Genomic DNA, 26,673 nt, shown 5'->3' on the forward strand with positions numbered 1-26,673 from the left:
CTGTACTTTTTTACTTAGTTTACAACGGGTTATCTTCATAAAAGTAGTCTAGCATAGTGCTTATCTACTACAGCCCCCATTTTAATCATTGTTTTAGTCATCGTAAGGCCTTGCCGTTACTTCGCTATGAGAAGACGACTTGTAGCGAATATCGAGCGTTGCTAGATGAAAGCTGCACGTTTTGACTAGGTAAATCCTACCAAGCAAAAGCGCTCTTCATAGATGTAGAAGAGCGCTTTTAAATGACAACTCGCACGCAACTTTTAAGCAGGAGGTAGTCCTTGATAAGCTTTATCCAATAGCTCTTTTAATTCCTTATAGTCATAATCACGAGGATTATAATAAGGACTATCACAAATTATTTGTGCCACGTCAGCTGGACCCTCTTTAGGTAGACCAATATCTTTTAATGCCAATGGAATCTCTAAGGATTGATTCAAACGGTAGATTGCTAAACCAACCTCTTCACGGCTATTAACACCTAATGCCTCTGCCAATTGATTCATAGCGTCCGTATCAGCATTACGATTGTAATGCACCGAATACGCAAGCGTAACAGCGTGTGCTTGAGCATGGGGCAGATTATATGTGCCACCCAAAGTATGGCAAATCTTATGATGAATGGCCATGCCAACTGATCCTAGACAAACCCCAGCAAGCCAAGCGCCATAGGTTGCTTTCTGGCGTGCTGAAATATCGCTCAAATCTTTTACAATTATAGGCAAAGCAAACTTTAATGCTTTGATAGACTCAATCGCCATGAGACTGACGATTGGGTTTTTATCTTCGGCGTATAATGCTTCTACCGCATGTGCCATGGCATTCATACCTGAACAAGCCGAGATTTGCGCAGGCAAGGTTAGGTTTAGCTCTGGATCATAAATCACAACTTTGGGTAGGATGTGAATGTCCTTTCCAGTGGTCTTTAGATTGTTTTCAGTGATGCCATAAATAGTCGTCATCTCGCTACCGGCATAAGTAGTAGGTATGGCGACTATCGGCAAATGCGTCTTTAAGGCAATGGCTTTGGCAAGTCCAATCGTAGAACCACCGCCTAAAGCCAGACAACAATCAATGTCGTTTGATCGGACAAACTCTACCGCCTTGTCTGCGACTTCTACCGGAACATGCATGACAGCGTGCGGATACACGCCTGCTGAGATCTCTTGTAGTTGCTGCGATAACTTCTGACCCGCCTCTTTTTGGCCCGGTGTCGTAATTATTAAAGCGTTACGATAACCATGATTTATCAGTATATCTTTGGCTTCAGCTGACTTACCGTTCCCAAAATGAACGTCGAGCGGTAAAGCTTGGTAATGAAAATCTTTCATAATATCGTCCTGATTTAAAGAGCAGGTCTCGCTTGAGATGTACTGGAATACTGTTAGTATTTAAAGTTAAAACCCAGATTTTCTGATGCTGATTAAAACCGTTTGCTTGAAATAAAATAACAATTACGTTCCACTAAGTTTATACACTATCAATAAGCTGCCAGCTGGCAGTCGCTTGGTGCTCATCTTGATGCGCAAATAGTGGATGGCTTTGAGCTTCTGTCAAATTAAGTACAGGGGTTACGCAAGCATCAACATCTGCGAACAATTCTTCCCAATGCATCATCGTTTGACTAGCAAACTTGTCTATCATTGCTTGCTCAGCTTGTTTACTCTCAGCTGTATTTGGCATAAATCCACGCTGCCAATGAGCATCGATATGTTCAGACAAATCTAACGTTTCGCATAATAATCGCCAAAATTTAAACTCCAACGAGCCGACTGCCATATGGCGACCATCTTGTGTTTTGTACAACCGATAGCACGGCAACCATCCACCCAAGAAGTCATTCTGAGGCTCTGGGCGTTGTCCATTTATATTTTTCATCATATCAGCTGTCGCTTTTGGCATGACCAGATGCTGATACAAGCTATGCGTCATACTCACGGCTATGTGTCGACCGCGACCAGTATTTTTAGCGGCAAGTACCGCTGCTAATAAGGTAATCACTGCGGTATCGCTACCACCAGCCAAATCTGCAAATTGCATATTGGGCATGGCTTGATCGCCTGATTCTGTTTTTAGCTGATAGAGGGTGCCGCTCATTGCCATAAAGTTGATGTCATGCCCAGCCTTCGCTGCCCAAGACTTACCTGTAGAATCAAGCGCCTCTGGAATACCGTAGCCTGTGATAGAAACCATCACCAGTTTTGGGTTGATAGCATGTAGGGTAGCAGCGTCTAGACCCATGCCAACGAGGACCTCAGGGCGAAAACTATCAAGCATCACGTCTGCATCTTTGATGTGGGTTTTGATTGCTTCAATGCCTGCTTTGCTACGAAAATCTACCTTTTCGCAATGTTTGCCATGGTTTAACGCTTTAAATAACTCACCAAATGCACGTCCTGGATCGCCATTTTTTGGTTCAATTTTAACGATTTCTGCGCCTAGATCGGCAAGTAAGCGCGTCGCGAATGGACCGGGTAAATTACGCGTCAAGTCGATAACTTTAAGACCATTTAGGCAGTCAGACATTATGTCTGTCATTGTACTGGGTATTGAATTATTCGATACTAAATCTGTATTAGCCATCTGAAAACACCTCGCCTTTTTTTGCCATCTCAATCAAAATTTGTGCAGGCTCAAAACGCCCACCAAACTTAGCTGCCAGCTCATGACTACGCGCAACGAAATCCTCTATACCTATTGCATTGATAAACTGTAGCGTACCCCCTTGATGCGGGGCAAAGCCCCAACCAAAGATAGAGCCTACATTACCTTCAGCGACAGAGCGCAAGACGTTTTCCTCGTAACAACGCGCCGATTCGTTGGCTTGTATATATAGCAGGCGATCTATTAGCTCTTGCATATCTGGCTGCTCATCAACAGGCGGAAATAGCTCAGCAAGTTTTGGCCACAACTGTTTACCATCCTTGCCCTCTGTGTTTTGCGAATAATCATAAAAGCCTTTACCGACCTTTTTACCCAAGCGCTCGTGGTCTTTTGCAATCACTTTGAGCACCGCTTCTGCCGGATGACTGATCCACTCTCTACCCTCGCTGTTCGTATCTTTTTTGGTCTGTTCTTTGATACGCAACGATAAATCAAGTGACACCTCATCTTGCAGCGCAAGCGGTGGCATCGGCATACCAGCTTTGAGGCCAGCAACTTCAATTCGACGAGGATGCACGCCCTCACCTAACATCGCAATGCCTTCTGTCACATACGTGCCAAATACGCGCGAGGTATAAAAGCCGCGACTGTCGTTGACGACGATAGGCGTTTTGCCAATTTGCAAGACGAAATCAAAAGCTTTTGCTAAGGTTGTATCATCCGTCTGCTCACCCATGATAATCTCAACCAAAGGCATCTTATCGACTGGTGAGAAAAAGTGCAGCCCGATGAATTGAGAAGGACGTTTACTTGCGACGGCTAAGCTCGTGATAGGAATGGTCGACGTGTTAGACGCATAGACAACCGTTTCAGCGATGACGGCTTCTGCTTGCTCAGTACACTTGGCTTTGATATTGCGGTTTTCGAATACCGCTTCGATGACTAAATCACAACCTTCTATATCATCATAAGATATGGTAATTTGAATTTTACTTAATAACGCTTCTTTTTTGGTCTCGTTTGAGCGTCCGCGATTGATGGCTTTGTCTAACAGTTTTTCTGAATACTGTTTACCCTTATTAGCATTTTCAATACTGGTGTCTAATAGCACCACATTGATGCCCGCTTTGGCAGCGACATACGCAATCCCAGCACCCATCATCCCTGCGCCAAGTACCGCAACCTTATTTACTTTTTGACGATCAAAGCTGTTAGGACGTGATTGTCCTTTTTTAATCTGATTGAGCTGCGTCCACATAGAAGTGATTAAATTGTTAGATTCAGGCGACAGCACGCAAGCGGCAAAGTAGCTCGATTCGATCTCAAGGGCAGCATCGATATCAAGTAAGCTACCTTCAAATAAGCAAGACATGATATGGGTAATGGCAGGATAATTGCCGTGAGATTTTTGATACGCCATGGCTGGGGCAACAGATAGCATTTGCGCATTCTTTGGATGATTCGCATTGCCACCAGGGATGCTAAAGCCTTTTTTGTCCCACGGTTGCTGTGCATCGGGGTTGGCTTTAATCCATGCTTTAGCTTGGTTTAACATGTCGTCTTTGTCACTAGCTATCGCATCAATAAATCCAATCTCTTTGGCAGCGTTAGCATTTACAATTTTACCTTGGGTCATCATCTCAAGCGATTTTTGCATACCGAGTAGGCGCATCAGACGCTGAGTACCACCGCCGCCAGGTAGCAAGCCTAATTTCACCTCGGGCAATCCAAGTTTGGTTTTAGCTGAATCAATAGCGAGTCGGTAATGACAGCCTAAAGCAATTTCTAACCCGCCACCAAGCGCCGAACCTGTCATTGCTGCAACGATAGGTTTGCCAGATTTTTCAAGCTTACGCAGGCTGGCTTTGAGTGACTCCGCCAATTCAAACGCTTGCTCGTGGGTTTGAATACTCGCAAGCTGGTCAATATCTGCGCCAACGATAAAAGACTCTTTACCTGACGTTAAGATAAGCCCTTTAGCCGTCTCATCGTTTATAAAAGCATCGACCAATACTGCAAATGACTGATTAAAAGTATCATCAATCACATTCATTTTTCGGTCGGCTTGATCAATGGTGACAGTCACGATGCCTTCATCATCACGTTTAGTAGAAAAATCTGCCAACTCATTAATCGTTTGGGTGCAATCCATGCTCATTATTATTCCTTTTTAAATTCAAACCTATTATTTAATTATCGTCTTACAGACAGCTTATACGCGCTCAATGATAGTTGCGATGCCCATACCGCCGCCGACACAAAGCGTAATCATCGCCGTTTTTAGGTCACGACGCTCTAATTCCTCAAGCACAGTGGTGAGTAACATGGCACCCGTAGCTCCTAGCGGATGCCCCATTGCAATAGCGCCACCATTGACATTAACTTTATCTAATGAGACACCCAAGTCTTTCGCTGTCTTCATCGGTATCGCAGCGAAGGCTTCGTTGATCTCCCATAGATCAATATCGGCTGCCGTCATACCAGCTTTTTTGAGCGCTTTTTGGCAAGCAGGTGTCGGTCCGGTCAGCATAATAGAGGGCTCAGAGCCGATAACCGACGCCATAATAACTCTTGCACGCGGACGCAATCCTGCTTTTTTACCCGCAACCTCGCTCCCCAAAAGACAAAGCGCAGCGCCATCAACGATACCAGAGGAATTACCCGCATGATGCACATGATTGATGCGCTCGATGCTGGTGTATTTATCCAGCAAGACGCTATCAAAGCCCATCGCACCAAGCGATGCAAAGGAAGGTTTGAGACCTGATAAAGTACCGACTGTCGTATCGGGACGGATGGTTTCATCTTTATCAAGCAGCAAGCGACCATTCAAATCATGCACAGGTATCACCGCATTATCATAGTAGCTTGCCTGCCATGCTGTAGCAGCGCGATGATGCGACGCGGTGGCAAAGGCATCGACATCCATACGGCTAAACCCTTCGAGGGTCGCAATGGTATCTGCTCCAACGCCTTGCGGAGCAAAGCCAGTCACAGAATTTACCCGCGGATCCATAAACCAAGCACCGCCATCTGCACCCATTTTTACACGGCTCATTGATTCCACACCGCCTGCAACGACCATATCTTCCATACCTGACATGATTTTACTCGCCGCCAAGTTGATGGACTCGAGCCCTGATGCGCAAAAACGCGACAATGTCACGCCCGCGACGGTTTCATGCCAGCCTGCATCCAGCACCGCAATACGAGCGATATCTGCACCCTGTTCGCCGATTGGGGTCACACAGCCAAGCACGACATCGTCGACCAGGCTAGTGTCTAAATCATTGCGCTGCTGCATGGCATTAAGCAAGGTGCGTACCAGCCAAATGGGTGTTGCTTGATTTAAGCTGCCGCCTGCTTTGCCTTTGCCGCGAGGAGTACGAATGGCATCGTAAATATAAGCCGTTTGAATCATACTATGTCCTTATAGTCTTGATGAAATGGTTTTGATGAAAATTTAAAAAACGTGGCGCTTACATAAAGCGTGACGCCAGCTCTTTCATAATCTCGTTAGTACCGCCATAGATTTTCTGTACTCGTGCATCAGCGTACAAACGCGCAATCGGATATTCCATCATATAGCCATAACCGCCAAATAACTGGACGCACTCATCCATCACGATGCATTGCTTTTCGGTCACCCAATATTTGATTAACGCAGCATGCTGTACCGTGAGCTTGTTTTCGACCAATGCTTCAATAGCGGCATCACACAAGGCACTTGAGGCAATATAATGACTGTTACATTCGGCAAGCTTAAAGCGGGTATTTTGAAAGCTCCATACTGGCTTGCCAAAAGCCGTGCGTTCTTTGGTGTAGTCGATAGTTAAGTCCAGAGCCAACTTCATTGCCCCAATCGCTGCCAACGCTACGATTAGGCGCTCTTGCGGTAGCTCTTGCATTAATTGCGTAAAACCTAACCCTTCAACCGTACCCAACAGATTGGCTTGCGGCACGCGCATATTATTAAAAAACAACTCAGAGGTATCTTGTGATGCCATTCCAAGTTTTTTGAGCTTCTTGCCGCGCTCAAACCCCGGAGCATTATCGGTTTCGACGACGATAAGCGATACGCCTTTAGCGCCAAGAGATCGGTCAGTTTTGCAAGCAACAATAATTAAATTACCCAGTTGACCGTTAGTAATAAAGGTCTTTGAGCCATTGATGATATAATCATCGCCTTCTTTGACTGCATAGGTCTTGATGTTTTGCAAATCTGAGCCTGTACCCGGCTCAGTCATAGCAATCGCACCGATTAACTCACCCGTTGCCATTTTGGGTAGCCACGTCTGCTTTTGCTCTTCAGTACCATGATGCAGGATATAAGGGGCGACGATACCTGAATGCAAAAAGCCACCGAAGCCTGCTTGATTGGCTTCTGATTGCGCATAAATCAGCGCGGCTTCATGACGAAAATCACCACCTGCCCCGCCATATTCTTCTGGCATTGAAGCACACAAAAAACCCATCTCGCCCGCTTCTAACCAAGCTTCCCGATCGAGCATACCGTTTTCACGCCACTTCTCATCGTGTGCCTCCCAATCTCTAAATACTTTGAGCGCACTCTCGTGCAGCATTTCAATCTCTTCATCCATCCATTTGGGCTTAAAGCAAGCAATAGTCATTGATCCATCCTTGGTCTTGGGTTATTAGGTAGTTTGTTTATTCAATATACTCGTTTATACAATACCTGCCAAACCAAAGCCCATGAACTACTAGGTCACTAATTCCATAACGACGCAAAACCCTATATTAGGGCTTTTTTATGGTTATAGCATTCAGATAACAAGTTGACTATAATTACGTCAAGCTCACAAAGCTGACTTGGAGCACTCATTGACAGTTGTATTAAGTCAGCTAATGCTCTCGAAATTTAGGTATAAGTTATGAAGAACACGTTATTAATATCTGGCTTAATCGCTACTATCTCTATACCTGTCCATGCAGCAGATTATCAAAGCTTTATTACGCCAAGCTCTTTGGGTAAAAGCATAAATACACTAAATAAGAAGTATCAGTTAGGTTTAAAAAAGCAAAGCTCAGGCAAATATGCCAATCACCGACTTAATGGTTGTAGCCTGCTCGTAAAAACGGATAAGAAAAATCGAATCAATGAGATTAAAATAATAGACAATAAAGACTGCAGATATACCACCACGTCCAATGTAAACTATAATAGTCAGACAACCAAGACCCAGGATTTGCTCAGCCAAGTTGATATTCAAGACGTACAGTTTGTTCCAGGTTGTTTTAACTGCCCATCGCGGCTAGAGATAACCGATACGCTGGTTATTGATCGCGAAAAAGACAACTACCATACAAAGTTTGAGATAAAAGGACATAATAGAAAGTATTTAAACTATATCGCCAAAAATCTCTTTGGTGATTTCTCAGATGAGAATTATTATTCTATTATGGATATGCTGGAGTCTAGAGCTGCCAAAGACCCTACTCTTTATGACCGTAACGAATTCAAACTACAAGCCATTGAAGCTTACAACCTGCAAGACAAACCGCAGAGCTATACAATTGCGCTCAATTAGATACTGTCAAAAAGCCACTTGATCAAATGGCTTTTTACTTTACTAATAAAATAACGCTTATTTATAGAATGCTTATTTATAGGCAGGCAATATTATCTGCACCACCAATCCTTGGATACCATCTTGCCGATTGTAGACACTGATTTGACCCTTATGTGCCATTATTACGGCATGGACGATCGCCAGCCCTAGCCCATAGCCGCCAGTGTCGCGGTGACGCGCCGAGTCTAGCCGTACAAAGGGCTGAAAAATACGCTGCAAGTCTTCATCCGCAACGCCGCCACCCTCGTCTATGATGCGGATTTGAATGGCTGTTTTTTTGCCATCTATCTTTGCTGGTTTAATCTCAGCAATAACTGTTGAATCAGCTGCAGTGTGCATAAAAGCATTACGAATGACGTTTTCAAGCGCACTGTGTAGCTGTTCTTGGTTGCCCTTTACCGTTGATTGTAGGGTTGGTGGCTGCCAGTGCCAATGGATGTTTTTGTGCTGAAACTCAAAACACACATCTTGTCCAATCTCACTGATAATCTCAGAAACATCAACCCAGTCATTTTCTACGTTATCAATGGTGTATTGCTGCATCTGTAGCGACTGGATATGAATGATTTGTTCGATCAGCTCATTCATTCGCGCAGACTCTTTGTCGATACGGTCGAGGTAGCGATTGGCATTGGGGGCAAAATCTCGCGTCAGCTCGGTCGCCACATCAAGGCGCGCTAAGGGCGAGCGCAGCTCATGCGAGATATCACTGAGCATCTGCTTGCGCGCCAGCTCACTCTCTGCCAACCGCTTTGATAGCTTTGCCACGTCTTTTGCCAGTAAACCCAGCTCATCATCGCCCATTTTTGCCAGCTGGGTATCCGCCTGATAATCGCCAGCAATCATGCGATGTACCGCATGTTGGACGCGGCGCATACGCTGGGTCAAGGTACGGCTAAGCCAAATACAGACCAAGACACTAAAGAGGATAATTAGCAGCAAACGTACCGAAAAATTATTTCGTTGCAGCGCGACGACATCAGCAAAACGCAGGTGCGGACGCAGCTGTATAATGACAGACTGACCATCTGGCAGCGCGACAGTCTTATCCGCCAGCTCAGGGCGCGTCTCGGGGTCTGCTATCGTGCGCTGAGACATCATCGATTGCCAATAAGGATTGCGAGTATTGTTTGGCATACTGGCAGTATCATCAGAGCGGTGATGATCTAGGGCGGGTGCGGCGGCTACATTTGGCATGGCAGGCATTGATGGCATGGACGACATCGGATGCATAGACTGATGCATGGGCGCACGCGGCATGACTTGCCTGCCGTCTTGACGGTCCGCTTGGTCTCGATAACGCGGAAAGATAATAGCGCCTTGCTCGTTATAGACTCTGATTTGACTCATCAGCCGCCGATCCTCACGATACATCTGCCTGACTGATGCAAAATCGCCCGCTTGCAACGCAGTAGCCATTTCCTGACGTTTAATCAGCAACTGCTCAATCTGCGCCTCCATACGCGCGGTCAGCGCTTTTTCGACCAGTATCCGCTCTACCACGATGGATAAAATAGAGGTGAGTAAAATCGTCAGCAACAGACTCAAAAACAGCCGCCAAAACAGCGTGATTCTGGGTCGAAAGGTAGAAGTATTTGCGGAATATGTCATTACAGTACCAGCTGATAGCCTTTCCCACGAATCGCTTTGATCGGCTCATCATGAAAAGGTTGGAGTTTTTTGCGCAGCCGCGAGACATGCACATCAAGGCTGCGGTCGAAGGGCTGTAGCTCACGCTGCAACACATGCTCTGATAGCCACGCTTTACTCACCACCTCGCCTTTTTTCTTGAGCAAGGCGAGCAACAAGTCAAACTCGGTGCCTGTCACTTGTAGCTCTGTCCCGTCTATCCGACAGAGTCGCTGGTTTTGATCCAAATGTAATCGGCTCTCAGGTAGCGGCATGTGCTCTAACGTACTATCAGAAGCACTAAGACGGGTGCGTTTTATCACCGCATTGATACGTGCCAACAGCTCACGCGGATTGCAAGGCTTGGTAATATAATCATCCGCGCCAAGCTCAAGCCCAATGATACGATCAATCTCCTCGCCTTTTGCCGTCAGCATAATGACCGGAATATCACTGATGGCCGGCAGTTGCCGCAGCACACTGAGCCCATCGATTTTGGGCATCATGATATCGAGTACCAGCAAATCATAAGCGGTGGCAGTGCTGGTGTTTTTGAGTCTTTGCATGACCGCTTCACCATCGTGCACGCAGTCACAATCGATATCATGATTTTGCAAGTATTCTTGTAATAACTGTGTCAACTCTTCGTCATCATCGCCGATTAGTATGTTTGGCACTGCTGTCTCCTTAAGCCTAAGGTCGCTTTGTTGCCTATATTATCAGGCATGGACTTATCATAACGCCATAAACGTTACCTTTCTTAATACTTCATAAAGTATTGCAACCTTTAACTGTCGTAAGATAGCACCTATCAATCACTTGTCGCACTTATCGCCATACTGGCAAGATAAGGTATTTATTGTTTATTTACTCAAATTATAAAAGGATTGTATGATGAAAAAACTACTCATGGGCACAGTATTGGCCGCCTCTAGCGTATTTGCTGTCACCGCCTGCACCAGTGTCAATGCAACGACTGATACCGCACCTGCCACCAGCAAAATGCAAAAGCATCATCAAGGCGGCATGAAAGAAGGTATGCACAAAGGCGGTATGCGAGGCCCACTGTCACAGCTGGACTTGAGTGCCACGCAGCAAGCACAAATCAAAGCCATCATGGAAGCCAAACACGGCGACCGTAACGCTGAGCGCGAGCAACACAAAGCAGAACGGGCACAAATGCATCAACAAATGCAGGCATTGACCACTGCCAACACGTTGAACACGGCCGCGCTTAACCGCCTAGCGGATCAGCAAGCGGCTAAAGTCAAACAGCGTTTTATTGAGCATGCTCAGACCCAGCACGCCATCGCGCAAGTGCTGACGCCAGAACAACGCGCCAAACTTGCCAAACTGCAAAACGAGAGAATGGCAAAAATGACAAAAGGTCAGCATGGCTCTGCGCGCGGTGAGATGCATGGCCAACCGCATCAGCATCAAGGCATGTAGTAGTTATTATTGCCCGCTACACCACTCAAAAAAAGCGCATCGTGATAACGGTGCGCTTTTTTGTATGATCCTGATGATAGCTCAATACTTTTTAATCAGTACTGCCCAAACGCTCTTGCGCCAGCGGTAGCGCCTTAAATATCATCTTGCCTATCGTCGTGCCATTACCATCGCGATAGTACTGCATCAGCTCACGACCATACTCGCGCGCATCAACACTATTGCGCGCATTTGGTACTTGCACATCGCTTGGTAAGTTGGGAAATGCGGCGTCGTTTGGACGAATAGCAGAATACTGCTGCATGACATCCATCACGACGCCTTTATACTTATTTTTCTTGCTAGGAAACTCACGTCGCAGATGCTGCCAGATGAGACGGTCACGTTTATCAACGCCGTATAGCGTTTGCACGTTTGGCGTCTCTGAGCCGGTATCTACTGCACGGCTGGCGACCGTATCATCAGTGTCGTCTATACTGCTTTTGATTATTGTCAGCACTTGCTGCACCCAGGCCTTACTGGTAAAAACGTCAGGCGCGACATCAGAAGCACTGTCAGCACCATCAGCACTGTCATTGACAAGCTCTGGATACTGCTGGCTTATCCGTTCATACAAACCACGCATATAATCTTGATATGACTGCTCATGATTGGCCGCGCTTTGAGTACGGCGGATCACTTGCTCACTTGCCAGCATTGCAGGTAGCTGGTGTGCTGGCAGCTTAGGAGATAGCGCAGTCAAAGATGTGGGCGCGACGTACTCAAACTGACTTGCTGGCGCTGCGGCAAATGCGGCATCTAACGCGGCAAAATGATGGGTGATCACTGCTTTGCCAAAGCCTTTGGGTAACGTGCCATCGTCCAGCGTGATTTTGAGCCATTTGTTTTGCCATGTCGTGCCAAGTTTGTCGTCCAACAGCTTTGAGTTAATCATCGCAAAATTGTCCGCCCATAGATAAATATCACCGTTTTTAAAATCGATATAGACCGGTTGATTGAGGCTGCTTTGATGATTACGCGCTTGGTATTGGGCACTGGCAAGCATGGTTGCTTTGCCCGCCATCGGCTGATACACGCCTTGAGCGTTGATAGACAACGGTTTTAGTAGATAGGCATCGAGTAGCTTTGCTTTTTTGATACCCTGCGCGGTTGGCTGCGCGTCATAATTATCAAACAACTTTTGGTAATCAGCAGGCACACTTACCTCACTGTCGTATTGGCTGTCTTGCCATGCTTGATAGGCATCCGTACAGGCTAGATAGGATTGTTTGATTGTCGCACGCTGAGCGTCATATTTTGTCGCCGATATATCTTGGTTTTGCCCTTCTGCCTGCGCCAATAATGCCGCATAGGCCTCGTCATGCGTATCTTCGCAGTATTGATAGATATCATCAGCGGTGATTGGACTGTTAGCACCATTGTTGGCAGTGCTTTGAGCCGTTATGTTGTCAAACTGCTGCTTATTACTAATCTCAAGGTTGCTATGATAACGAAAGGACTGGCGACGCTGCGCTTGTAGCGCGCTTGCGACAGCTGTTTTGGCAGCTACTGAGGTTTGGGTAGCCGTCATAGCATTGGACTGTCCAAGACTGGTCGATTGACACCCTGTCAATAACGCCGCTCCTGCGACAAGCGCGCTGACAAATACCGCATGACCATTGATAATAGTAGATGCACGTGGCGGGCGGCTGGTATGAGTTTGCTGGGGTTTTTTCATTTTTTATCCTTAATAGGGAGATTTAACAAGACAGACCTACTGATCCGCTAGCTTGCTATCGACGCCATACTTGGTCGCATCGTCATATAGTGAGTTCAGTATAAAAACGATACAGTGGGACTGGGATGAATTTTATGCAGCATCGAGCAGCGCAGGCACAGCACGCCAGAAAAATTTATACCAGTTCCACGTTGAAATCTAATGTATCTGTTTTATTTAGAATCGACTATACAATGCCTCATCGCTGTCGTCCCAATCCTCACTATCACCACTGTCATAAACGCCACCCTCTTCATCAGTATTATCAACATCGTAACGATCTTCATCATCATACTCGTAGTCATAGCGTGCATAACGAGCGCTTTGTAGTCTGTCTTTTTGTTGGCGTATCTTCGCAAGCCACGCGTTGCCATCGATGGCAGGCTTGGCATTTGCCCCAAAAGACTCGGCCAATAAAGGCGTGAGCGCATGGTCGTTAAAGCTGGCTTTATCATAACGCACTTGGTTGAGTACGCTGGTGGTCGCACCCATCAAATCGCTACCGACATTTAGCCGTTGCTGCTTGGCCAGTAGCTGATTTGCGCGATCCAAATAGTAGTAGTTTGTTTGATTAAAGGAGATGGGACCGATCGCTTCAATCAGCTGTAGCAGTGCGCCGACATCCGCGCTTTGATAGCCTTTATGGTATAGCTGCGCCTTAGCAAGTGCAGCTTTTAGCATTGCTCCATCAGGATACTGTGACGGATTGGCATCGACATGCTCTTGTAGTGACTGGGTCATATATTTTAGGATTTTGCCGACCAGCTCGCCGCCTTGCTTACTACCGATATATAGCTTGACGGCATGGCTGGCTCCCACTTCTTTGGCAAATGCGTCATTACGTATATCAACGGCGCTGAAATACTCTGGTGCCAGCTCGGCCATACTCTTCTGTATCGCAGCAAGCGCAGCATCATATAATACCGTAGGCGGCAGCTGCTCGGTGATGCCCTTAGGCAGACCAAAGCTGACCGTATGAGAGGCCATCTCCTGAGGCAGCGGGGTATTTTCAGGACTGGTCAGCGCCACAATCGGCATGATGGCCGATGGGTCTACCGTGATACGACTGTCATGAAAATCCAGTGCGAGCGGTATCTGTATGGATGAGCTAAGCGTTGGGCTGACATAGTCATAACTATAGACGCTATGTAGCTGGCGCTGTTTGGGCCTGAATTGGCTGACGCTATTAAATGTCAAATGCTGATATTGATAAGCGTTGGTCGCAGCGATTTGCTCAGGTGTGCGATGCAACATAGCAAGCATCTGACCGATGACGCCGGTAGTTGGCATCGGTTTGTCATCGCTCGCCACTGGCTGCTGCTTGGCGGCTTGCATGGCTTCATAGCTCTTTAATAACGCCTTGGGCTTTATATCTGGCACGCCCGACACAAACCCACCGTCTTTAGTAGTGGCGCCATACTCCGCATCTTCATTAGCAAACGCTTCATCTGCATCGTCAGCAAAACTCCTGTCAGCAAACTCATTATTGTAATCACCCGCCTCGTCGTCTATCGCCTGCTCTTTTTGATACGCATAAGTTTCGATGATGGTTCTTAGCAGACTGCTCGCGCCAGCATCGATACTGTCTGGATCGATAAAGGATGCCATATGATAATTGGCCTGCGCGACGGCCACATGCTCACTAGCGAGATGCTGACGAATGGCAGCAAGCAAACGTGTCTTTGCTTGAGTCTCCGTATTGGGATAGCTCTGCTGGTCAAACAGTTGCTCATAGCGCGCAGAGCTGGCTTGTAAACGATCAGTAAAGACGCGCCCCTGTGCTTGGTTTGTCGCACTGTCTGCGACCTCAAAGTCGATGAACGCATCTGATACCATGCCTGAAGAGACGCCAGCGCTTGTCTGACAGCCCAAAAGAGCTGCAGACATACCACCCATCAGCAGCGCATAACTTGTTGTACATATAAATTTGTACAAATAGTATCCGTAACTGCCTTTGTTATTTGTAGCTAAGCTCTGTGGCACTGACCTAGAACAACACTGCCGATCATTATTAAGATGGTTTGATGACATAAAAATCTCTTTATTTAGACAGACATTAGTAGTGTTATTATTTATATCACAAAAGATTACAAATGAGTGACTTGTGCGAAAAATAACGATTGGTATATTAAGATTGGTTTTCCGAAAATCTTGAATTCTTTAAGGATTAAAACAGCAGCTAGATCGGAAAAACTCTCTTAGCAATATCACTTTTAACCAATTATTAATATCAAAACATAAAAGCTAACAAACAGTTTGCGCTAGCTGCTATATTCGTTACTATCTAATTATCTAAACATTCTTTTTATTACTCTTATCTGATTTCTCACCTACTCGTAAAAGGGACTTTGCGATGCAAAAACTACCTTCTCAACTTAATAACAATACCTCTTCCTCTCAAAAATCTCAGAAAAAACCCACCTGTAAAACAACTATAAAATCTGCGGTTTTGATGATGAGCAGCACGTTGTTACTCTCTATATCTGCTCACGCGCTTGAACCAGTTACACCAACTGATGCCAATGTGATAAATAACACCTCAATCAACACCAGTGCGATCAATCTGGCGATCATGACGGACAATCCTACGGTCTTGTCTGAAACCAAGCGCATCACCCGAGCGAAAACCAATACGCTGACATCCACAACGAACAAAGCAAAAACCGACCAAGCTATCTACTCCGAGGACGCCATTCATCATCCCGTCTGGGCAAAGAACGGCATGGTCGCGACTCAAGAAGCACTGGCCTCTGATATTGGCTTACAGATTCTAAAAGACGGCGGCAATGCGGTTGATGCTGGAGTCGCTGTTGGCTTTGCGTTGGCTGTGACCCTGCCGCGGGCGGGCAACATCGGCGGTGGCGGATTTATGATGATTTATGATGCCAAGCAAGGCAAGACGGTAGCGCTCGATTACCGCGAAAAAGCACCAAGCAGCGCCTCACGTGATATGTATCTCGATGAGGAAGGCAATGCGGTAAGTGATTTATCTCGCTTTCATGGCTTGGCCATTGGTGTGCCGGGGACAGTAGCGGGATTGCTTAAAGCGTTAGAAGATCATGGCACCATGAGCCGCGAGCAAGTGATGGCACCAGCGATCGCACTGGCTGAAGATGGTATAGAAGTCACCGCTGGCTTGTCGGAGTCACTAGAAGCTTTAAGCGATCGTTTGCAAAAATGGCCCAGCACCCAAAAAATATTCTTCAAAGCTGATGGCAGCGCGTATCAACCTGGGGAGCGCTTGTATCAGCCAGAGCTTGCGCGCTCGCTAAAGCTCATTGCCGCTCAAGGTGCTGATGGCTTTTATAAAGGTGAGACGGCTCGTAAACTTGTCAAAGCTGTAAATGAGGCTGGCGGCAGTATGAGCTTGCAAGATTTGGCCAATTATGAGGCTATCGCTCGCGAGCCAGTCAAAGGCGATTACCGTGGTTATGAGATTGTCTCTATGCCGCCGCCCTCCTCTGGTGGTATCCACATCGTACAGATACTTAACATCTTAGAAGGCTATCCACTAAAAGACTATGGTCACAACAGCGCACAAACCATCCACTTGATGGCGGAAGCAATGCAACTGGCGTATGCTGACCGTGCAGAGTATTTGGGCGACTCAGACTTTATCGATGTGCCAGCGAGCGGCCTTACTTCTCAAGCCTATGCCGATCAGCTGCGCACCTTGATTGATCCAAACAAAGCCACGCCAGCGAGTACGATTAAAGCCAACAACCCACTACCCTACGAGAGCGATCAAACCACGCATTTTTCTATCGTGGATAAAGACGGCAATGCGATCGCCAATACCTATACGCTGAACTTCTCTTATGGCACAGGTCTGGTTGCAGACGGCACGGGTATCTTACTAAACAACGAGATGGATGACTTTTCTGCCAAGCCTGGCACGCCTAATGGCTATGGGCTACTAGGCGGTGAGGCAAATAGCGTAGAAGCGAACAAGCGTCCGCTATCATCGATGAGTCCGACGTTGGTATTTAAAGACGACAAGCCTTATATCGTGACTGGCAGCCCAGGCGGTAGCCGCATCATCACCACCGTTACTCAAATTCTCTCCAATGTTATCGACCATGATATGAATATCGCTGAAGCCACGCACGCACCGCGTATTCATGATCAATGGTTGCCGGATGAGATTCGTACTGAAAAGGCACTTAATATTGATACCGTTAAAAAACTCGAATCAATGGGACATACGGTCAGTCCCAAAGCGACAATGGGCTCAACGCAGTCCATTATGTTAACTCCTAATGGTGTATATGGCTCCTCTGATCCGCGTATCGTCGATGCGGCAGTGGTTGGCTATTAAACTGGCTATCAAAATAGTTATTAGAGTCCATTAATCTAGCTAAGGAGAGCGGTATGATTGAGAGTAAAAGACCTGAAAAAACCACATTAGTGGCTATGTTTCGTGCCTTTATTGAGCCTGAATACGTAATCAGTGATGAAGAAACCCAAAAGCCTTTTGAGTGTGATGGTTTGTCTGTCTATTGTGATATGCCGCTGCTAGTCGTTCTGCCAGATACGGTCGAGCAGGTACAAGAAGTCATGCGTATTTGCCATCGTTATCAGATTCCAGTGGTAGCTCGCGGGGCAGGCACAGGTCTTTGCGCAGGAGCCATGCCCAATCCCGATAGCGTGCTGTTAGTACTATCACGTTTTAAGCACATTCTTGAAATAGACCCTTTGGCTCGCACAGCGCGCTTGCAACCCGGCGTACGTAACTTAGCCATCAGTGAGGCGGCGGCCATACACGGCTTGTATTATGGTCCAGATCCCTCCTCACAGATTGCTTGTACGATAGGCGGTAATGTCGCTGAAAATTCCGGTGGCGTACACTGCTTAAAATATGGGCTGACGACTCATAACTTATTAAAAGTAGAAATGGTGACGGTCGAAGGTGAGCTAATTAGTATTGGTAGTGAAGGGCTTGACAGTAACGGCATTGATCTTATGGCCTTGATAACAGGCTCTGAGGGTCTGCTTGGTGTAGTGACCGAAGTGACGGTCAAATTATTACCCAGTCCCGAAAAGGCGCAGGTCATTATGGCAGCTTTTGATGATGTTCAAACAGCAGGTGATGCGGTAGGCGGCATCATTGCCAAAGGTATCATTCCAGCTGGGCTTGAGATGATGGATAGCTACGCTATTATAGCAGCCGAAGCTTTTGCGCAGGCAGGTTATCCTACCGATGCAAAAGCGCTGCTTTTATGTGAATTAGATGGTACAGCGGCGGAAGTTCAAGAACAAATTACTGAAGTTGAGCAGCTTTTGTCCCAGCTTGGAGCGACCTCAACTCGAGCCTCTCAGAGCGAGGCAGAACGCGCTTTATTATGGAAAGGCCGTAAGAGTGCTTTTCCAGCGGTAGGCCGAATCTCACCTGATTACTATTGTATGGATGGCACTATCCCTCGTGGTCAGCTGGCTCATATACTGACTGAAATGCAAAAACTCTCAGAGCACTATAACTTACGCGTAGCCAATGTCTTTCATGCTGGTGATGGTAACTTGCATCCACTGATATTATTCGATGCCAATATGCCAGGAGAGCTTGAAAAAACGGAAGAATTTGGCGCCCGTATCTTAGAGCTTTGCGTCAAGGTAGGCGGCTGTATCACTGGTGAGCATGGCGTTGGTATAGAAAAAATTCGCCAAATGCGTGTGCAGTTTAATGAGCAGGAATTACGCCAATTTCATGCGATTAAATCTGCTTTTGACCCTGCCGGCACGCTCAATCCAGGTAAAGGCATTCCTGTCCTAAAATATTGTCAAGAGTATCGTGCACTTAATAAGGTAATGGACGATTCAGTGAGTCAGCCGCCACAACATGGAGCACCGGCATGAAAGATATAAGTGCTGAGATAATCGAGCGAGTTAAACAGGCAGGTGCTGATGGTAGCAAATTACAAATAGTTGGCGGTGGTAGTAAAGACTTTATGGGTCGCACGCCTGAAGGCGTCCCGCTTAATATTGCTGAGCACAGTGGTATTGTTAGTTACGAGCCGATTGAATTGGTGTTGACCGCACGAGCTGGCACATCGTTGACCGAGATTAATAGCGCTTTGAGTGAACATAATCAGAGATTGGCGTTTGAGCCGCCCTTATTTAATGGACAAGCAACTTTGGGTGGCACGCTCGCGTGTCATCTATCAGGACCAGGGCGTCCTTGGAATGGGTCAGTCCGGGATCATGTCCTCGGTATTCACCTAATCAATGGTCGAGGCGAAGCGCTGCGCTTTGGCGGTCAAGTGATGAAAAACGTCGCTGGCTACGATGTCTCAAGAATGCAGGCTGGAGCGATGGGGACTTTAGGAGTCATTAGCGAGGTCAGCCTAAAGGTCATGCCCAAACCTGCTACTACTACGACTCTCAAGCGTGAAATGAGTGCAACGCAAGCTATTAAAGAGATGAACCACTTAGCAGGACTGCCAAATCCGTTGACAGCCGCTTGTTGGTTTGACAATCATCTTTATCTACGTTTAGAGGGCGCCCGTAGTGCCGTTGAGAGCACTGTTAAGCAGTGGCAAGGTGTGGTATTAGAAGATGGTGATAATCTATGGACACAGCTACGCGAGCAGCAGTTAGATTATTTTACAGGTCATATGCCTGTGTGGCGGTTTTCGGTCAATAGTAGTGCTGAGCATGTATTGCCAGATAGAGAGTGGCTGCTAGATTGGGGCGGCAGCCAACGCTGGCTACGCGGAGATTACGACACTGAATCATTGGAAGCACTTGCCAAGAGCATGGGCGGTCAAGTGAGCCTTTACCGCGGTGGTGATCGGCAGCTAGACGTTTTTCACACCCAACCCGAGCTGCTGCGCGGGCTGCATCAACGGCTCAAACATGCTTTTGATCCGATGGGTATTTTCAATCCAGGTCGTCTCTATAGTTGGATGTAATAGGAAAACATTATGCGTACCCAAATCAATGTAAAGTATCTGGATCATCCGGAAATCAAGGAAGCAGATGCTATCTTACGCAGCTGCGTACACTGTGGATTTTGCAATGCCACCTGTCCCACTTATCAGGAATTGGGCGACGAGAGAGATGGCCCACGTGGACGTATTTATTTAGTCAAACAGCTCCTTGAGACCGGTGACATTAGTGAAAAATCGCAAACGCATCTAGACCGTTGTCTGACCTGTCGTAGTTGCGAAACGACTTGCCCTTCTGGCGTAAAGTACGGCCGCTTGGCGGAAATAGGCCGCGGCATCATGGAGGAGCAACTTGAGCGGCCGCTTCAGCAAAAGATGCTGCGCTGGTTGATACGTCACATCTTGCCATATCCCAATCGCTTCGGGCCTTTATTACGCTTGGGACAACTGTTTCGATCCTTTTTGCCTCATGATTTAAAGCAACAAGTACCCACCAAACAAATCAAGCGCGCTTTTCCGACCCAGCAGCATACACGCCGAATGTTAGTATTGGCAGGATGCGCGCAACCATCAGCGACTCCAAATACCAATATTGTGGCTGCTCGCGTACTCGACAAATTAGGCATTAGCTTGTTTAGCGCGCCTAAAGCTGGTTGCTGCGGTGCCATCAGTTATCACATGCCAGCCCATGAAGAAGGGCTGGCTTTCATGCGGCGCAATATCGATGCTTGGTGGCCTTATATTGAAGACGGTGTAGAAGCTATTGTTATTAGCGCCTCAGGCTGCGGCTCGATGGTTAAAGACTATGGCGAAAAACTACGCCACGATAGTGCTTATTCTGCCAAAGCCAAACGGGTTAGCGAGCTTGCTTATGATTTAGGAGAAGTGTTGATTAAAGAGGATTTGAGTCAGCTACAATTACAAGATAAAGGGCGCAAAACAGCCGTACACTGCCCTTGCTCATTACAACATGCTCAGAAGCTCAGCGGCTTAGTTGAACAGATATTGCAGCAAGCCGGTGTTGAGCTCACGCCTACTAAAGACAAGCATTTATGCTGCGGCTCTGCTGGAACCTACTCGATACTGCAGCCTGAGCTTAGCCAGCAGTTACTAACCAATAAGCTTGCGGACTTGACGATTGGTCATCCAGAACAGATAGTGACCGCTAATATAGGTTGCCAACTACACTTAAGTAGCCGATCAAGCTTACCGGTGAAGCATTGGATTGAATTGTTGGATCCGCAGTAGTTAGATTTACGGCAATAGGTGATTAAGTTGAGTATCTTTATTTACAAAAGAAGATAAAAGTAGCTAAATTCTCTGGACATTTTCTAAGCTTAGTATATTAGTTTTAGTCAGTTAACATTTATGGCATCAACCAGTCAAGCTTCTTTAAACTGAATGCATAAACACTATACTATCGAGCGTTTTATGATTACTTCAAACTTTGACTTACACATTATTGGTGGCGGTATTATTGGGCTTGCGACTGCAGTGACATTACAAGCACGAGGAGTAAAAGTAGCATTGCTGGAGGCAAATGAAGTTGGACAAGGTGCATCATTCGGCAATGCCGGACATATCGCACCAGAGCATGTGTTTCCGATAGCTGATGCCAGCATGCTCCGTCATATTCCAGCCATGTTATTGAACCCAACAGGACCGCTACGCATAGACTGGCGTTATCTGCCTCGTTTGATGCCTTGGGCCATTCAGTTACTACTGAATATGCGCTCTAAGCCTTTCGAGAGAATTCATCAAGCCTTGTTAAGCTTAAACGACAATTGCCTACAAGCTTGGCTAGACTTTGCTAACCAGTGGCAACTAGACGATTGGATAGAGGTAAAAGGTTCGTTATTAACCACTGAAAAAACAAGTGGCATTGATCTGCTTATGACCCAAGGCAAGCGTCTTAACGATGTTGGTGTCACGAATGAACTACTGACCAAAGAGCTACTCTTAGAACATGAGCCCGCCTTACAAGATAATCAATTAGCAGCGTTATTTTTTCCAAACACAGGACATATCACTAATTTAACAGCGATAATCAATCAGCTTAGCAGTACTTTTAGACACCTTGGTGGTGAGATTATTGAACATTGCCGGGTCCTTGAAGCGCACACTGATGTAGATGGTATTCGCTTGAAGACCAATCAAGGTGATATCATCGCCTCCAAAGTGATGTTATCGGCAGGTGCTCATTCAAAAGCCTTGGCTAAACAATTAACGGGGGTCAATGTTCCTTTAGATACCGAACGTGGTTATCATTTGATGTTACCTCATGAAAGCAAACGTATACAGACTCCCGTAACCAGTCTAGATCGGCGCATCGTGATGACACCGATGCAGGAGGGTTTACGTTTGGCGGGCACAGTAGAATATGCAGGACTGGAAGCTCCTGCCAATATGCAACGGGCGCACATATTCTTACAGCATGCACAGCCCATGCTAAAGGCTCCCTTAAATTCCAACGATAATGTGCCATGGATGGGCTTTCGTCCATCAACCTCTGACTCTCTCCCTGTTATAGATAAGATTGAGCGTGTGTTTTTAAACTTTGGCCATCAGCATTTAGGCTTAACACAAGCTGTTGTCAGTGCAAAAATGATTGCCGAATACTATTTTGATGAAAGTCATACTATCGACCCCAGACCTTATCAGCTTGCCCGGTTCAGATAAGTAGCTTGCTAAAACATGATAAAATAGGCAAAGACGAAGCAAAACATTAAACCTTTATTATATTCTTCGCCGACATAGAAAGTTCCTTTATATCAATATCATATCAAAGAGTTTTTGCAAATCTAGAAACCAATTTCAGTCTTTCTCTTATAACACCTAGTAGCTTAATCAGTGGCTGTCTGCAGCAAATAATGCTATTATGTTCTGCTCAATTTAGCACTTGCAGCGAAGGCTTTTATGGCCTAAACACCCTCTAAAAACCCTTTAGTATCTTTATAATAAAATCTATTTTGTTGACCGCACTAGTAAGAGTCCTCTATGGCATTTGTACACCTTGGCATTCACAGCGAATATTCGATTACCGATTCTATCGTGCGCATCAAGCCGCTTATCAAAGCCGCTGCTGCTGACAATCAGCGCGCATTGGCGTTGACTGATCTCTCCAACCTTTATGCTACAGTGAAGTTTTATCGTGCTTGCTTAGGCGCTGGTATCAAGCCTATCATCGGCAGCGAAGTTATCATGGATGATGAAGATACGAGACTGACGCTGCTGGCCATGGATAACGAAGGCTATCAAAACATCACGCGCATCGTCTCGCTTGGCTTTACCGAAGGCCGCGCTGATCCTGACAACCACGGCATGCCTGTCATCAAACGCCGCCATATCCTAGAGCACGCTGCTGGCGTTATTGTCTTGTTCGGCGAAAAATCAGACGTCGGCCATGCGCTAGTCGGCTCTATGCCAGAAAAGGCCGATGAACTGATCGCTGAGTGGCAAACGCATTTTGCCGACCGCCTGTATTTTGCGATCAAGCGCACCAATCGCTCAGGCGAAGATGCTTTTATCAAAGCCGCTATCCACTCTGGTGCTAAGCATCATCTACCCCTTGTCGCGCACAACGATGTGCGTTTTTTAGAGCAAGAAGACTTCGATGCTCACGAAGCCCGCGTTTGTATTGCAGGCTCCTACGTACTGGCTGATCCCAACCGTCCGCGCCTATATTCAGATGAGCAGTATCTAAAAACCCAAGAACAAATGGCACAGCTGTTTGCTGATATTCCGCAGGTAGTTGACAACACCTTACGCTTAGCAACCCGCTGTAATGTGACCTTGACCCTTGGCATCAACGTGTTGCCTGACTTTCCTGTGCCAGAGGGCGAGACCATTGAGTCTTTTTTTCGGGCAGAGTCGCAACGCGGTCTTGATCATCGATTGGACAAGCTTTTTCCTGTGGAAGAGCGTGACGAGAGCTGGAGCGACTTTCGTCAGCAGTACGATGAGCGCCTAGAATATGAGCTTGATATCATCTTATCCATGGGCTTTCCTGGTTACTTTTTAATCGTTATGGACTTTATCCGCTGGGCCAAAGCCAATGGCGTGCCTGTGGGGCCAGGTCGTGGCTCTGGTGCCGGCTCACTAGTCGCTTATGCGCTCAATATTACTGACCTCGACCCCATTCATTATGACCTATTGTTCGAGCGCTTCTTAAACCCTGAACGTGTCTCCATGCCCGATTTCGATATTGATTTTTGTATCGAAGGTCGTGACCGCGTCATCGATTATGTGGCGCAAACTTACGGCCGTGAAGCGGTCTCACAGATTATCACCTTTGGTACCATGGCGGCAAAAGCGGTGGTACGTGATGTGGCGCGGGTACAAAGCAAGTCGTACTTTTTGGCCAATAAAATCTCTAAATTGATTCCAAAGACCCCAGGGATTACGCTGTCTCAAGCACTCGAGCAAGAACCGCAGCTCAAAGACTTAATCTCCAACCCTGATAATATGGATTATGAAGATGCCATCGAGATTTGGGAGATGGCAGTCAAATTAGAAGGCGTGTGCCGCAACGTCGGTAAACATGCTGGCGGCGTCCTGATCGCCCCGCACAAAATCACTGACTTTAGCGCCATTTACTGCGATGATGATGGTCACCGTGTCAGCCAGTTTGATAAAGATGATGTCGAAGACGTCGGTCTGGTAAAATTTGACTTTTTGGGTCTGCGTAACTTAACCGTCATCAACGCTGCAGTCGAAAACATCAACCGACGCCGCGCACGCGAGGGCTTAGATGCGCTCGTATTAGAAGACTTACCGCTAGATGATAAAAAAGCCTACAAGCTCTTGCAAGAGGCCAAAACCACAGCCGTCTTTCAGCTAGAAAGTATGGGCATGAAAAAATATTTGGCCAAGCTGCAACCAACCAATATCGAAGACGTCATCGCCATGTGTGCGCTCTATCGCCCAGGCCCGCTCGATGCTGGCATGGTAGAGATGTATATCGACCGAAAGCACGGCCGCGAGGAAGTCATCTATGACCATCCCAATCTTGAGCCGATCCTCGAGAACACCAACGGCGTTATTGTCTATCAAGAACAAGTCATGCAAATCTCGCAGGTCATGGCAGGCTATAGCTTGGGCGGCGCGGATATGCTACGCCGCGCCATGGGTAAGAAAAAGCCCGAAGAGATGGCCAAGCAGCGCGATATCTTTGTCACTGGTGCCACCGCGCAAGGCATCGATGAAGCAACGTCAGGCGGCGTCTTTGACTTGATGGAGAAGTTTGCCGGTTACGGTTTTAACCGCTCGCACTCCGCCGCTTATGGCGTGCTCGCTTATCAGACCGCTTATCTCAAGCAGTACTACCCTGCCGAGTTTATGGCCGCGGTACTGACATCCGATATGAACAACACTGATAACGTGGTGTTCTTTATCAATGACTGCCGTGAAAACTTCGGATTGACTGTAGACAATCCATCTGTCAATCGCAGTGAATGGCACTTTGTCGCTGATACGCCGACCAATATCATTTATGGTTTAGGTGCGATCAAAGGCGTGGGTGAAGGTGCAGTTGAGTCTATCGTCGATGCGCGTCGCCGCGGTGGGCCGTTTAAAGACTTATATGACTTCTGCCGCCGTGTCGATATCAAAAAAGTCAATAAACGTACGCTTGAGGCGCTGGTTAGTGCTGGCTGCTTTGATGACTTTGCCGCGACGCTGCGTCCTGATTTGCCAAGCGATGCCGCCTATGAGATTCGCGGTGCCTTGATGAGTCAGTTGCCAAGTGCTGTACAAGCCGCTGAGCAAGACCGCCAAAACAATGAGCTTGGCATGATGGACTTGTTTGGTGAGATGGACGGTGTGGTCGCCGCTCCACCGCTCAAAATGACGCCAGAACTTATCTGGGGTGACAAGCACCGCCTCAAAGCAGAAAAAAACACACTAGGGCTATACCTGACTGGGCACCCTATCAATGAATACTTGGATGAATTAAAACGCTATACCTCTGGCGCTCGCCTTGATAAGCTCACAGACACAGGCTACAACGGCAGCTGCTACTTTGCAGGACTTATTATCGATATTGCCAATTTTGGCAACCGAAATGTGATTACCTTAGATGATGGCACCTCACGACTGGAGGTCAGCTGCTATGCCGAGCGTTTTAATCGCGTCAAAGACCAGCTCAAGGTAGATGAAGTGGTCATCATCAAAGGCAGTATCCGGGAGCGTGACGGGCGACTGTTTGCTCGTCTTGATAACGCTATGAGTATGGTTGATGCACGCCTGCGTTGGCTCAAAAAAATCAGTATTAAAATCCACGGTAGTGACACGCGTTTGCTCTCCCGTTTACAGCCACTGCTCAAATCCGCCCAAGCTGACATTATTCCCGCGCCCAGCCTAAGCCATCATCAAGAAGACGAGCAAGGCGGCGATATAAACAGTGGCTCATACGATCCTGCGATGGGTGGCAGCTTGTATGATGAAGATGGCAATGATTTGTTGGCGTTAGAAAATGATATGCAGCAAGACACTCTGCTCAATAATGGAAGCAGCCAAATCTATGCTGATGGCGTTCTGAGTAATACAGACGACTCAATCAATGATAATTGCTTACCACTTGGCTTGAGCATTTATGAAAGTTATGCTATTGCTAATGTAGGGCTGTCTGAACACTGGCGCGTCTATCCTAACGACGACAATTTACAACAGTTAAAGAGCATGGTAACTGAAGACAACCTGCATTTTCATTATAGTTAATACTATAAATATAGACAATTAAAACAATTATTTTGATAATGGA

Annotated in this window: 17 protein-coding genes; 8 read left to right on the top strand and 9 right to left on the bottom strand. The window is 46.8% G+C overall.

Translation table 11 applies throughout. The features are described from left to right. Window positions 1-263 precede the first annotated feature (263 nt). From Q0895_RS00005 to Q0895_RS00025, 5 genes are all read right to left on the bottom strand, one after another. Window positions 264-1,331 (bottom strand): maleylacetate reductase, encoded by a 1,068-nt coding sequence (locus Q0895_RS00005; RefSeq protein WP_299184517.1) that lies wholly within the window; start codon window positions 1,329-1,331, stop codon window positions 264-266. 139 nt (window positions 1,332-1,470) lie between these two features. Then, on the bottom strand, window positions 1,471-2,526 hold the full coding sequence (locus Q0895_RS00010; RefSeq protein ID WP_299184519.1) for a CaiB/BaiF CoA-transferase family protein: 1,056 nt from the start codon (window positions 2,524-2,526) through the stop codon (window positions 1,471-1,473). A gap of 49 nt (window positions 2,527-2,575) precedes the next feature. Beyond that, window positions 2,576-4,762 carry a 3-hydroxyacyl-CoA dehydrogenase NAD-binding domain-containing protein gene (locus Q0895_RS00015; protein ID WP_299184521.1) on the bottom strand — a complete coding sequence of 729 codons (2,187 nt, stop codon included), beginning with the start codon at window positions 4,760-4,762 and terminating at the stop codon, window positions 2,576-2,578. 54 nt (window positions 4,763-4,816) lie between these two features. Beyond that, window positions 4,817-6,022 carry an acetyl-CoA C-acetyltransferase gene (locus Q0895_RS00020; protein WP_299185311.1) on the bottom strand — a complete coding sequence of 402 codons (1,206 nt, stop codon included), beginning with the start codon at window positions 6,020-6,022 and terminating at the stop codon, window positions 4,817-4,819. A 61-nt stretch (window positions 6,023-6,083) separates the two neighbouring features. Then, on the bottom strand, window positions 6,084-7,235 hold the full coding sequence (locus tag Q0895_RS00025; RefSeq protein ID WP_299184522.1) for an acyl-CoA dehydrogenase family protein: 1,152 nt from the start codon (window positions 7,233-7,235) through the stop codon (window positions 6,084-6,086). Window positions 7,236-7,496: 261 nt separating this feature from the next. Here Q0895_RS00025 and Q0895_RS00030 point away from each other — a divergent pair, with 261 nt between their 5' ends. Beyond that, window positions 7,497-8,153, top strand: a complete 657-nt coding sequence (locus Q0895_RS00030) for a hypothetical protein (RefSeq protein WP_299184523.1) — start codon at window positions 7,497-7,499, stop codon at window positions 8,151-8,153. Between the two features lie 72 nt (window positions 8,154-8,225). Here the strand turns inward: Q0895_RS00030 and Q0895_RS00035 are convergent, their stop codons facing one another. Both Q0895_RS00035 and Q0895_RS00040 read right to left on the bottom strand, forming a co-directional pair. After that, window positions 8,226-9,806 (bottom strand): ATP-binding protein, encoded by a 1,581-nt coding sequence (locus tag Q0895_RS00035; RefSeq protein WP_299184525.1) that lies wholly within the window; start codon window positions 9,804-9,806, stop codon window positions 8,226-8,228. After that, window positions 9,806-10,501: a response regulator transcription factor gene (locus Q0895_RS00040; protein WP_299184527.1), complete on the bottom strand. Its 696-nt coding sequence runs from the start codon at window positions 10,499-10,501 to the stop codon at window positions 9,806-9,808. Before Q0895_RS00040 ends, Q0895_RS00035 begins: the two co-directional genes overlap by 1 nt. 217 nt (window positions 10,502-10,718) lie before the next feature. Between Q0895_RS00040 and Q0895_RS00045 the strand changes: the two genes are divergently transcribed. Next, on the top strand, window positions 10,719-11,273 hold the full coding sequence (locus Q0895_RS00045; RefSeq protein WP_299184529.1) for a Spy/CpxP family protein refolding chaperone: 555 nt from the start codon (window positions 10,719-10,721) through the stop codon (window positions 11,271-11,273). Between the two features lie 91 nt (window positions 11,274-11,364). On the opposite strand, the gene Q0895_RS00050 is transcribed toward Q0895_RS00045, so the two are convergent. Together Q0895_RS00050 and Q0895_RS00055 are read right to left on the bottom strand one after the other, a co-directional pair. Beyond that, complete coding sequence (locus Q0895_RS00050) at window positions 11,365-12,990, bottom strand: hypothetical protein (RefSeq protein WP_299184531.1); 1,626 nt, start codon at window positions 12,988-12,990, stop codon at window positions 11,365-11,367. 216 nt (window positions 12,991-13,206) lie between these two features. Beyond that, the gene (locus Q0895_RS00055) at window positions 13,207-14,916 is read right to left on the bottom strand and encodes a hypothetical protein (protein WP_299184533.1); all 1,710 of its coding nucleotides are present in this window, start codon (window positions 14,914-14,916) and stop codon (window positions 13,207-13,209) included. A 466-nt stretch (window positions 14,917-15,382) separates the two neighbouring features. Here Q0895_RS00055 and ggt point away from each other — a divergent pair, with 466 nt between their 5' ends. The 6 genes from ggt to dnaE all read left to right on the top strand — a co-directional run bounded on the left by ggt (window position 15,383) and on the right by dnaE (window position 26,630). Beyond that, the gene (gene ggt, locus Q0895_RS00060) at window positions 15,383-17,347 is read left to right on the top strand and encodes a gamma-glutamyltransferase (protein WP_299184535.1); all 1,965 of its coding nucleotides are present in this window, start codon (window positions 15,383-15,385) and stop codon (window positions 17,345-17,347) included. A gap of 53 nt (window positions 17,348-17,400) precedes the next feature. Next, on the top strand, window positions 17,401-18,882 hold the full coding sequence (locus Q0895_RS00065) for an FAD-linked oxidase C-terminal domain-containing protein (RefSeq protein ID WP_299184536.1): 1,482 nt from the start codon (window positions 17,401-17,403) through the stop codon (window positions 18,880-18,882). After that, window positions 18,879-19,937 (top strand): glycolate oxidase subunit GlcE, encoded by a 1,059-nt coding sequence (glcE, locus tag Q0895_RS00070; protein WP_299184538.1) that lies wholly within the window; start codon window positions 18,879-18,881, stop codon window positions 19,935-19,937. The genes Q0895_RS00065 and glcE overlap by 4 nt, the downstream gene beginning before the upstream one ends. 12 nt (window positions 19,938-19,949) lie before the next feature. Next, window positions 19,950-21,161, top strand: a complete 1,212-nt coding sequence (gene glcF / locus Q0895_RS00075) for a glycolate oxidase subunit GlcF (protein ID WP_299184540.1) — start codon at window positions 19,950-19,952, stop codon at window positions 21,159-21,161. 183 nt (window positions 21,162-21,344) lie between these two features. Beyond that, the gene (locus Q0895_RS00080; RefSeq protein ID WP_299184541.1) at window positions 21,345-22,592 is read left to right on the top strand and encodes an FAD-binding oxidoreductase; all 1,248 of its coding nucleotides are present in this window, start codon (window positions 21,345-21,347) and stop codon (window positions 22,590-22,592) included. A 318-nt stretch (window positions 22,593-22,910) separates the two neighbouring features. Further along, complete coding sequence (gene dnaE / locus Q0895_RS00085; RefSeq protein WP_299184542.1) at window positions 22,911-26,630, top strand: DNA polymerase III subunit alpha; 3,720 nt, start codon at window positions 22,911-22,913, stop codon at window positions 26,628-26,630. The last annotated feature ends 43 nt before the right edge of the window (window positions 26,631-26,673 follow it).

The sequence above is a fragment of the uncultured Psychrobacter sp. genome, assembly GCF_947495825.1.
Taxonomy (GTDB): Bacteria; Pseudomonadota; Gammaproteobacteria; order Pseudomonadales; family Moraxellaceae; genus Psychrobacter.

Coding starts and splice junctions, on each gene's coding strand:
- Q0895_RS00045 (WP_299184529.1), top strand. CDS start 10,719: ATGAAAAAACTACTCATGGGCACAGTATTGGCCGCCTCTAGCGTATTT.
- Q0895_RS00025 (WP_299184522.1), bottom strand. CDS start 7,235: ATGACTATTGCTTGCTTTAAGCCCAAATGGATGGATGAAGAGATTGAA.
- Q0895_RS00030 (WP_299184523.1), top strand. CDS start 7,497: ATGAAGAACACGTTATTAATATCTGGCTTAATCGCTACTATCTCTATA.
- Q0895_RS00080 (WP_299184541.1), top strand. CDS start 21,345: ATGATTACTTCAAACTTTGACTTACACATTATTGGTGGCGGTATTATT.
- Q0895_RS00035 (WP_299184525.1), bottom strand. CDS start 9,806: ATGACATATTCCGCAAATACTTCTACCTTTCGACCCAGAATCACGCTG.
- Q0895_RS00015 (WP_299184521.1), bottom strand. CDS start 4,762: ATGAGCATGGATTGCACCCAAACGATTAATGAGTTGGCAGATTTTTCT.
- Q0895_RS00065 (WP_299184536.1), top strand. CDS start 17,401: ATGATTGAGAGTAAAAGACCTGAAAAAACCACATTAGTGGCTATGTTT.
- Q0895_RS00055 (WP_299184533.1), bottom strand. CDS start 14,916: ATGTCTGCAGCTCTTTTGGGCTGTCAGACAAGCGCTGGCGTCTCTTCA.
- Q0895_RS00010 (WP_299184519.1), bottom strand. CDS start 2,526: ATGTCTGACTGCCTAAATGGTCTTAAAGTTATCGACTTGACGCGTAAT.
- ggt (WP_299184535.1), top strand. CDS start 15,383: ATGCAAAAACTACCTTCTCAACTTAATAACAATACCTCTTCCTCTCAA.
- glcE (WP_299184538.1), top strand. CDS start 18,879: ATGAAAGATATAAGTGCTGAGATAATCGAGCGAGTTAAACAGGCAGGT.
- glcF (WP_299184540.1), top strand. CDS start 19,950: ATGCGTACCCAAATCAATGTAAAGTATCTGGATCATCCGGAAATCAAG.
- Q0895_RS00050 (WP_299184531.1), bottom strand. CDS start 12,990: ATGAAAAAACCCCAGCAAACTCATACCAGCCGCCCGCCACGTGCATCT.
- Q0895_RS00005 (WP_299184517.1), bottom strand. CDS start 1,331: ATGAAAGATTTTCATTACCAAGCTTTACCGCTCGACGTTCATTTTGGG.
- dnaE (WP_299184542.1), top strand. CDS start 22,911: ATGGCATTTGTACACCTTGGCATTCACAGCGAATATTCGATTACCGAT.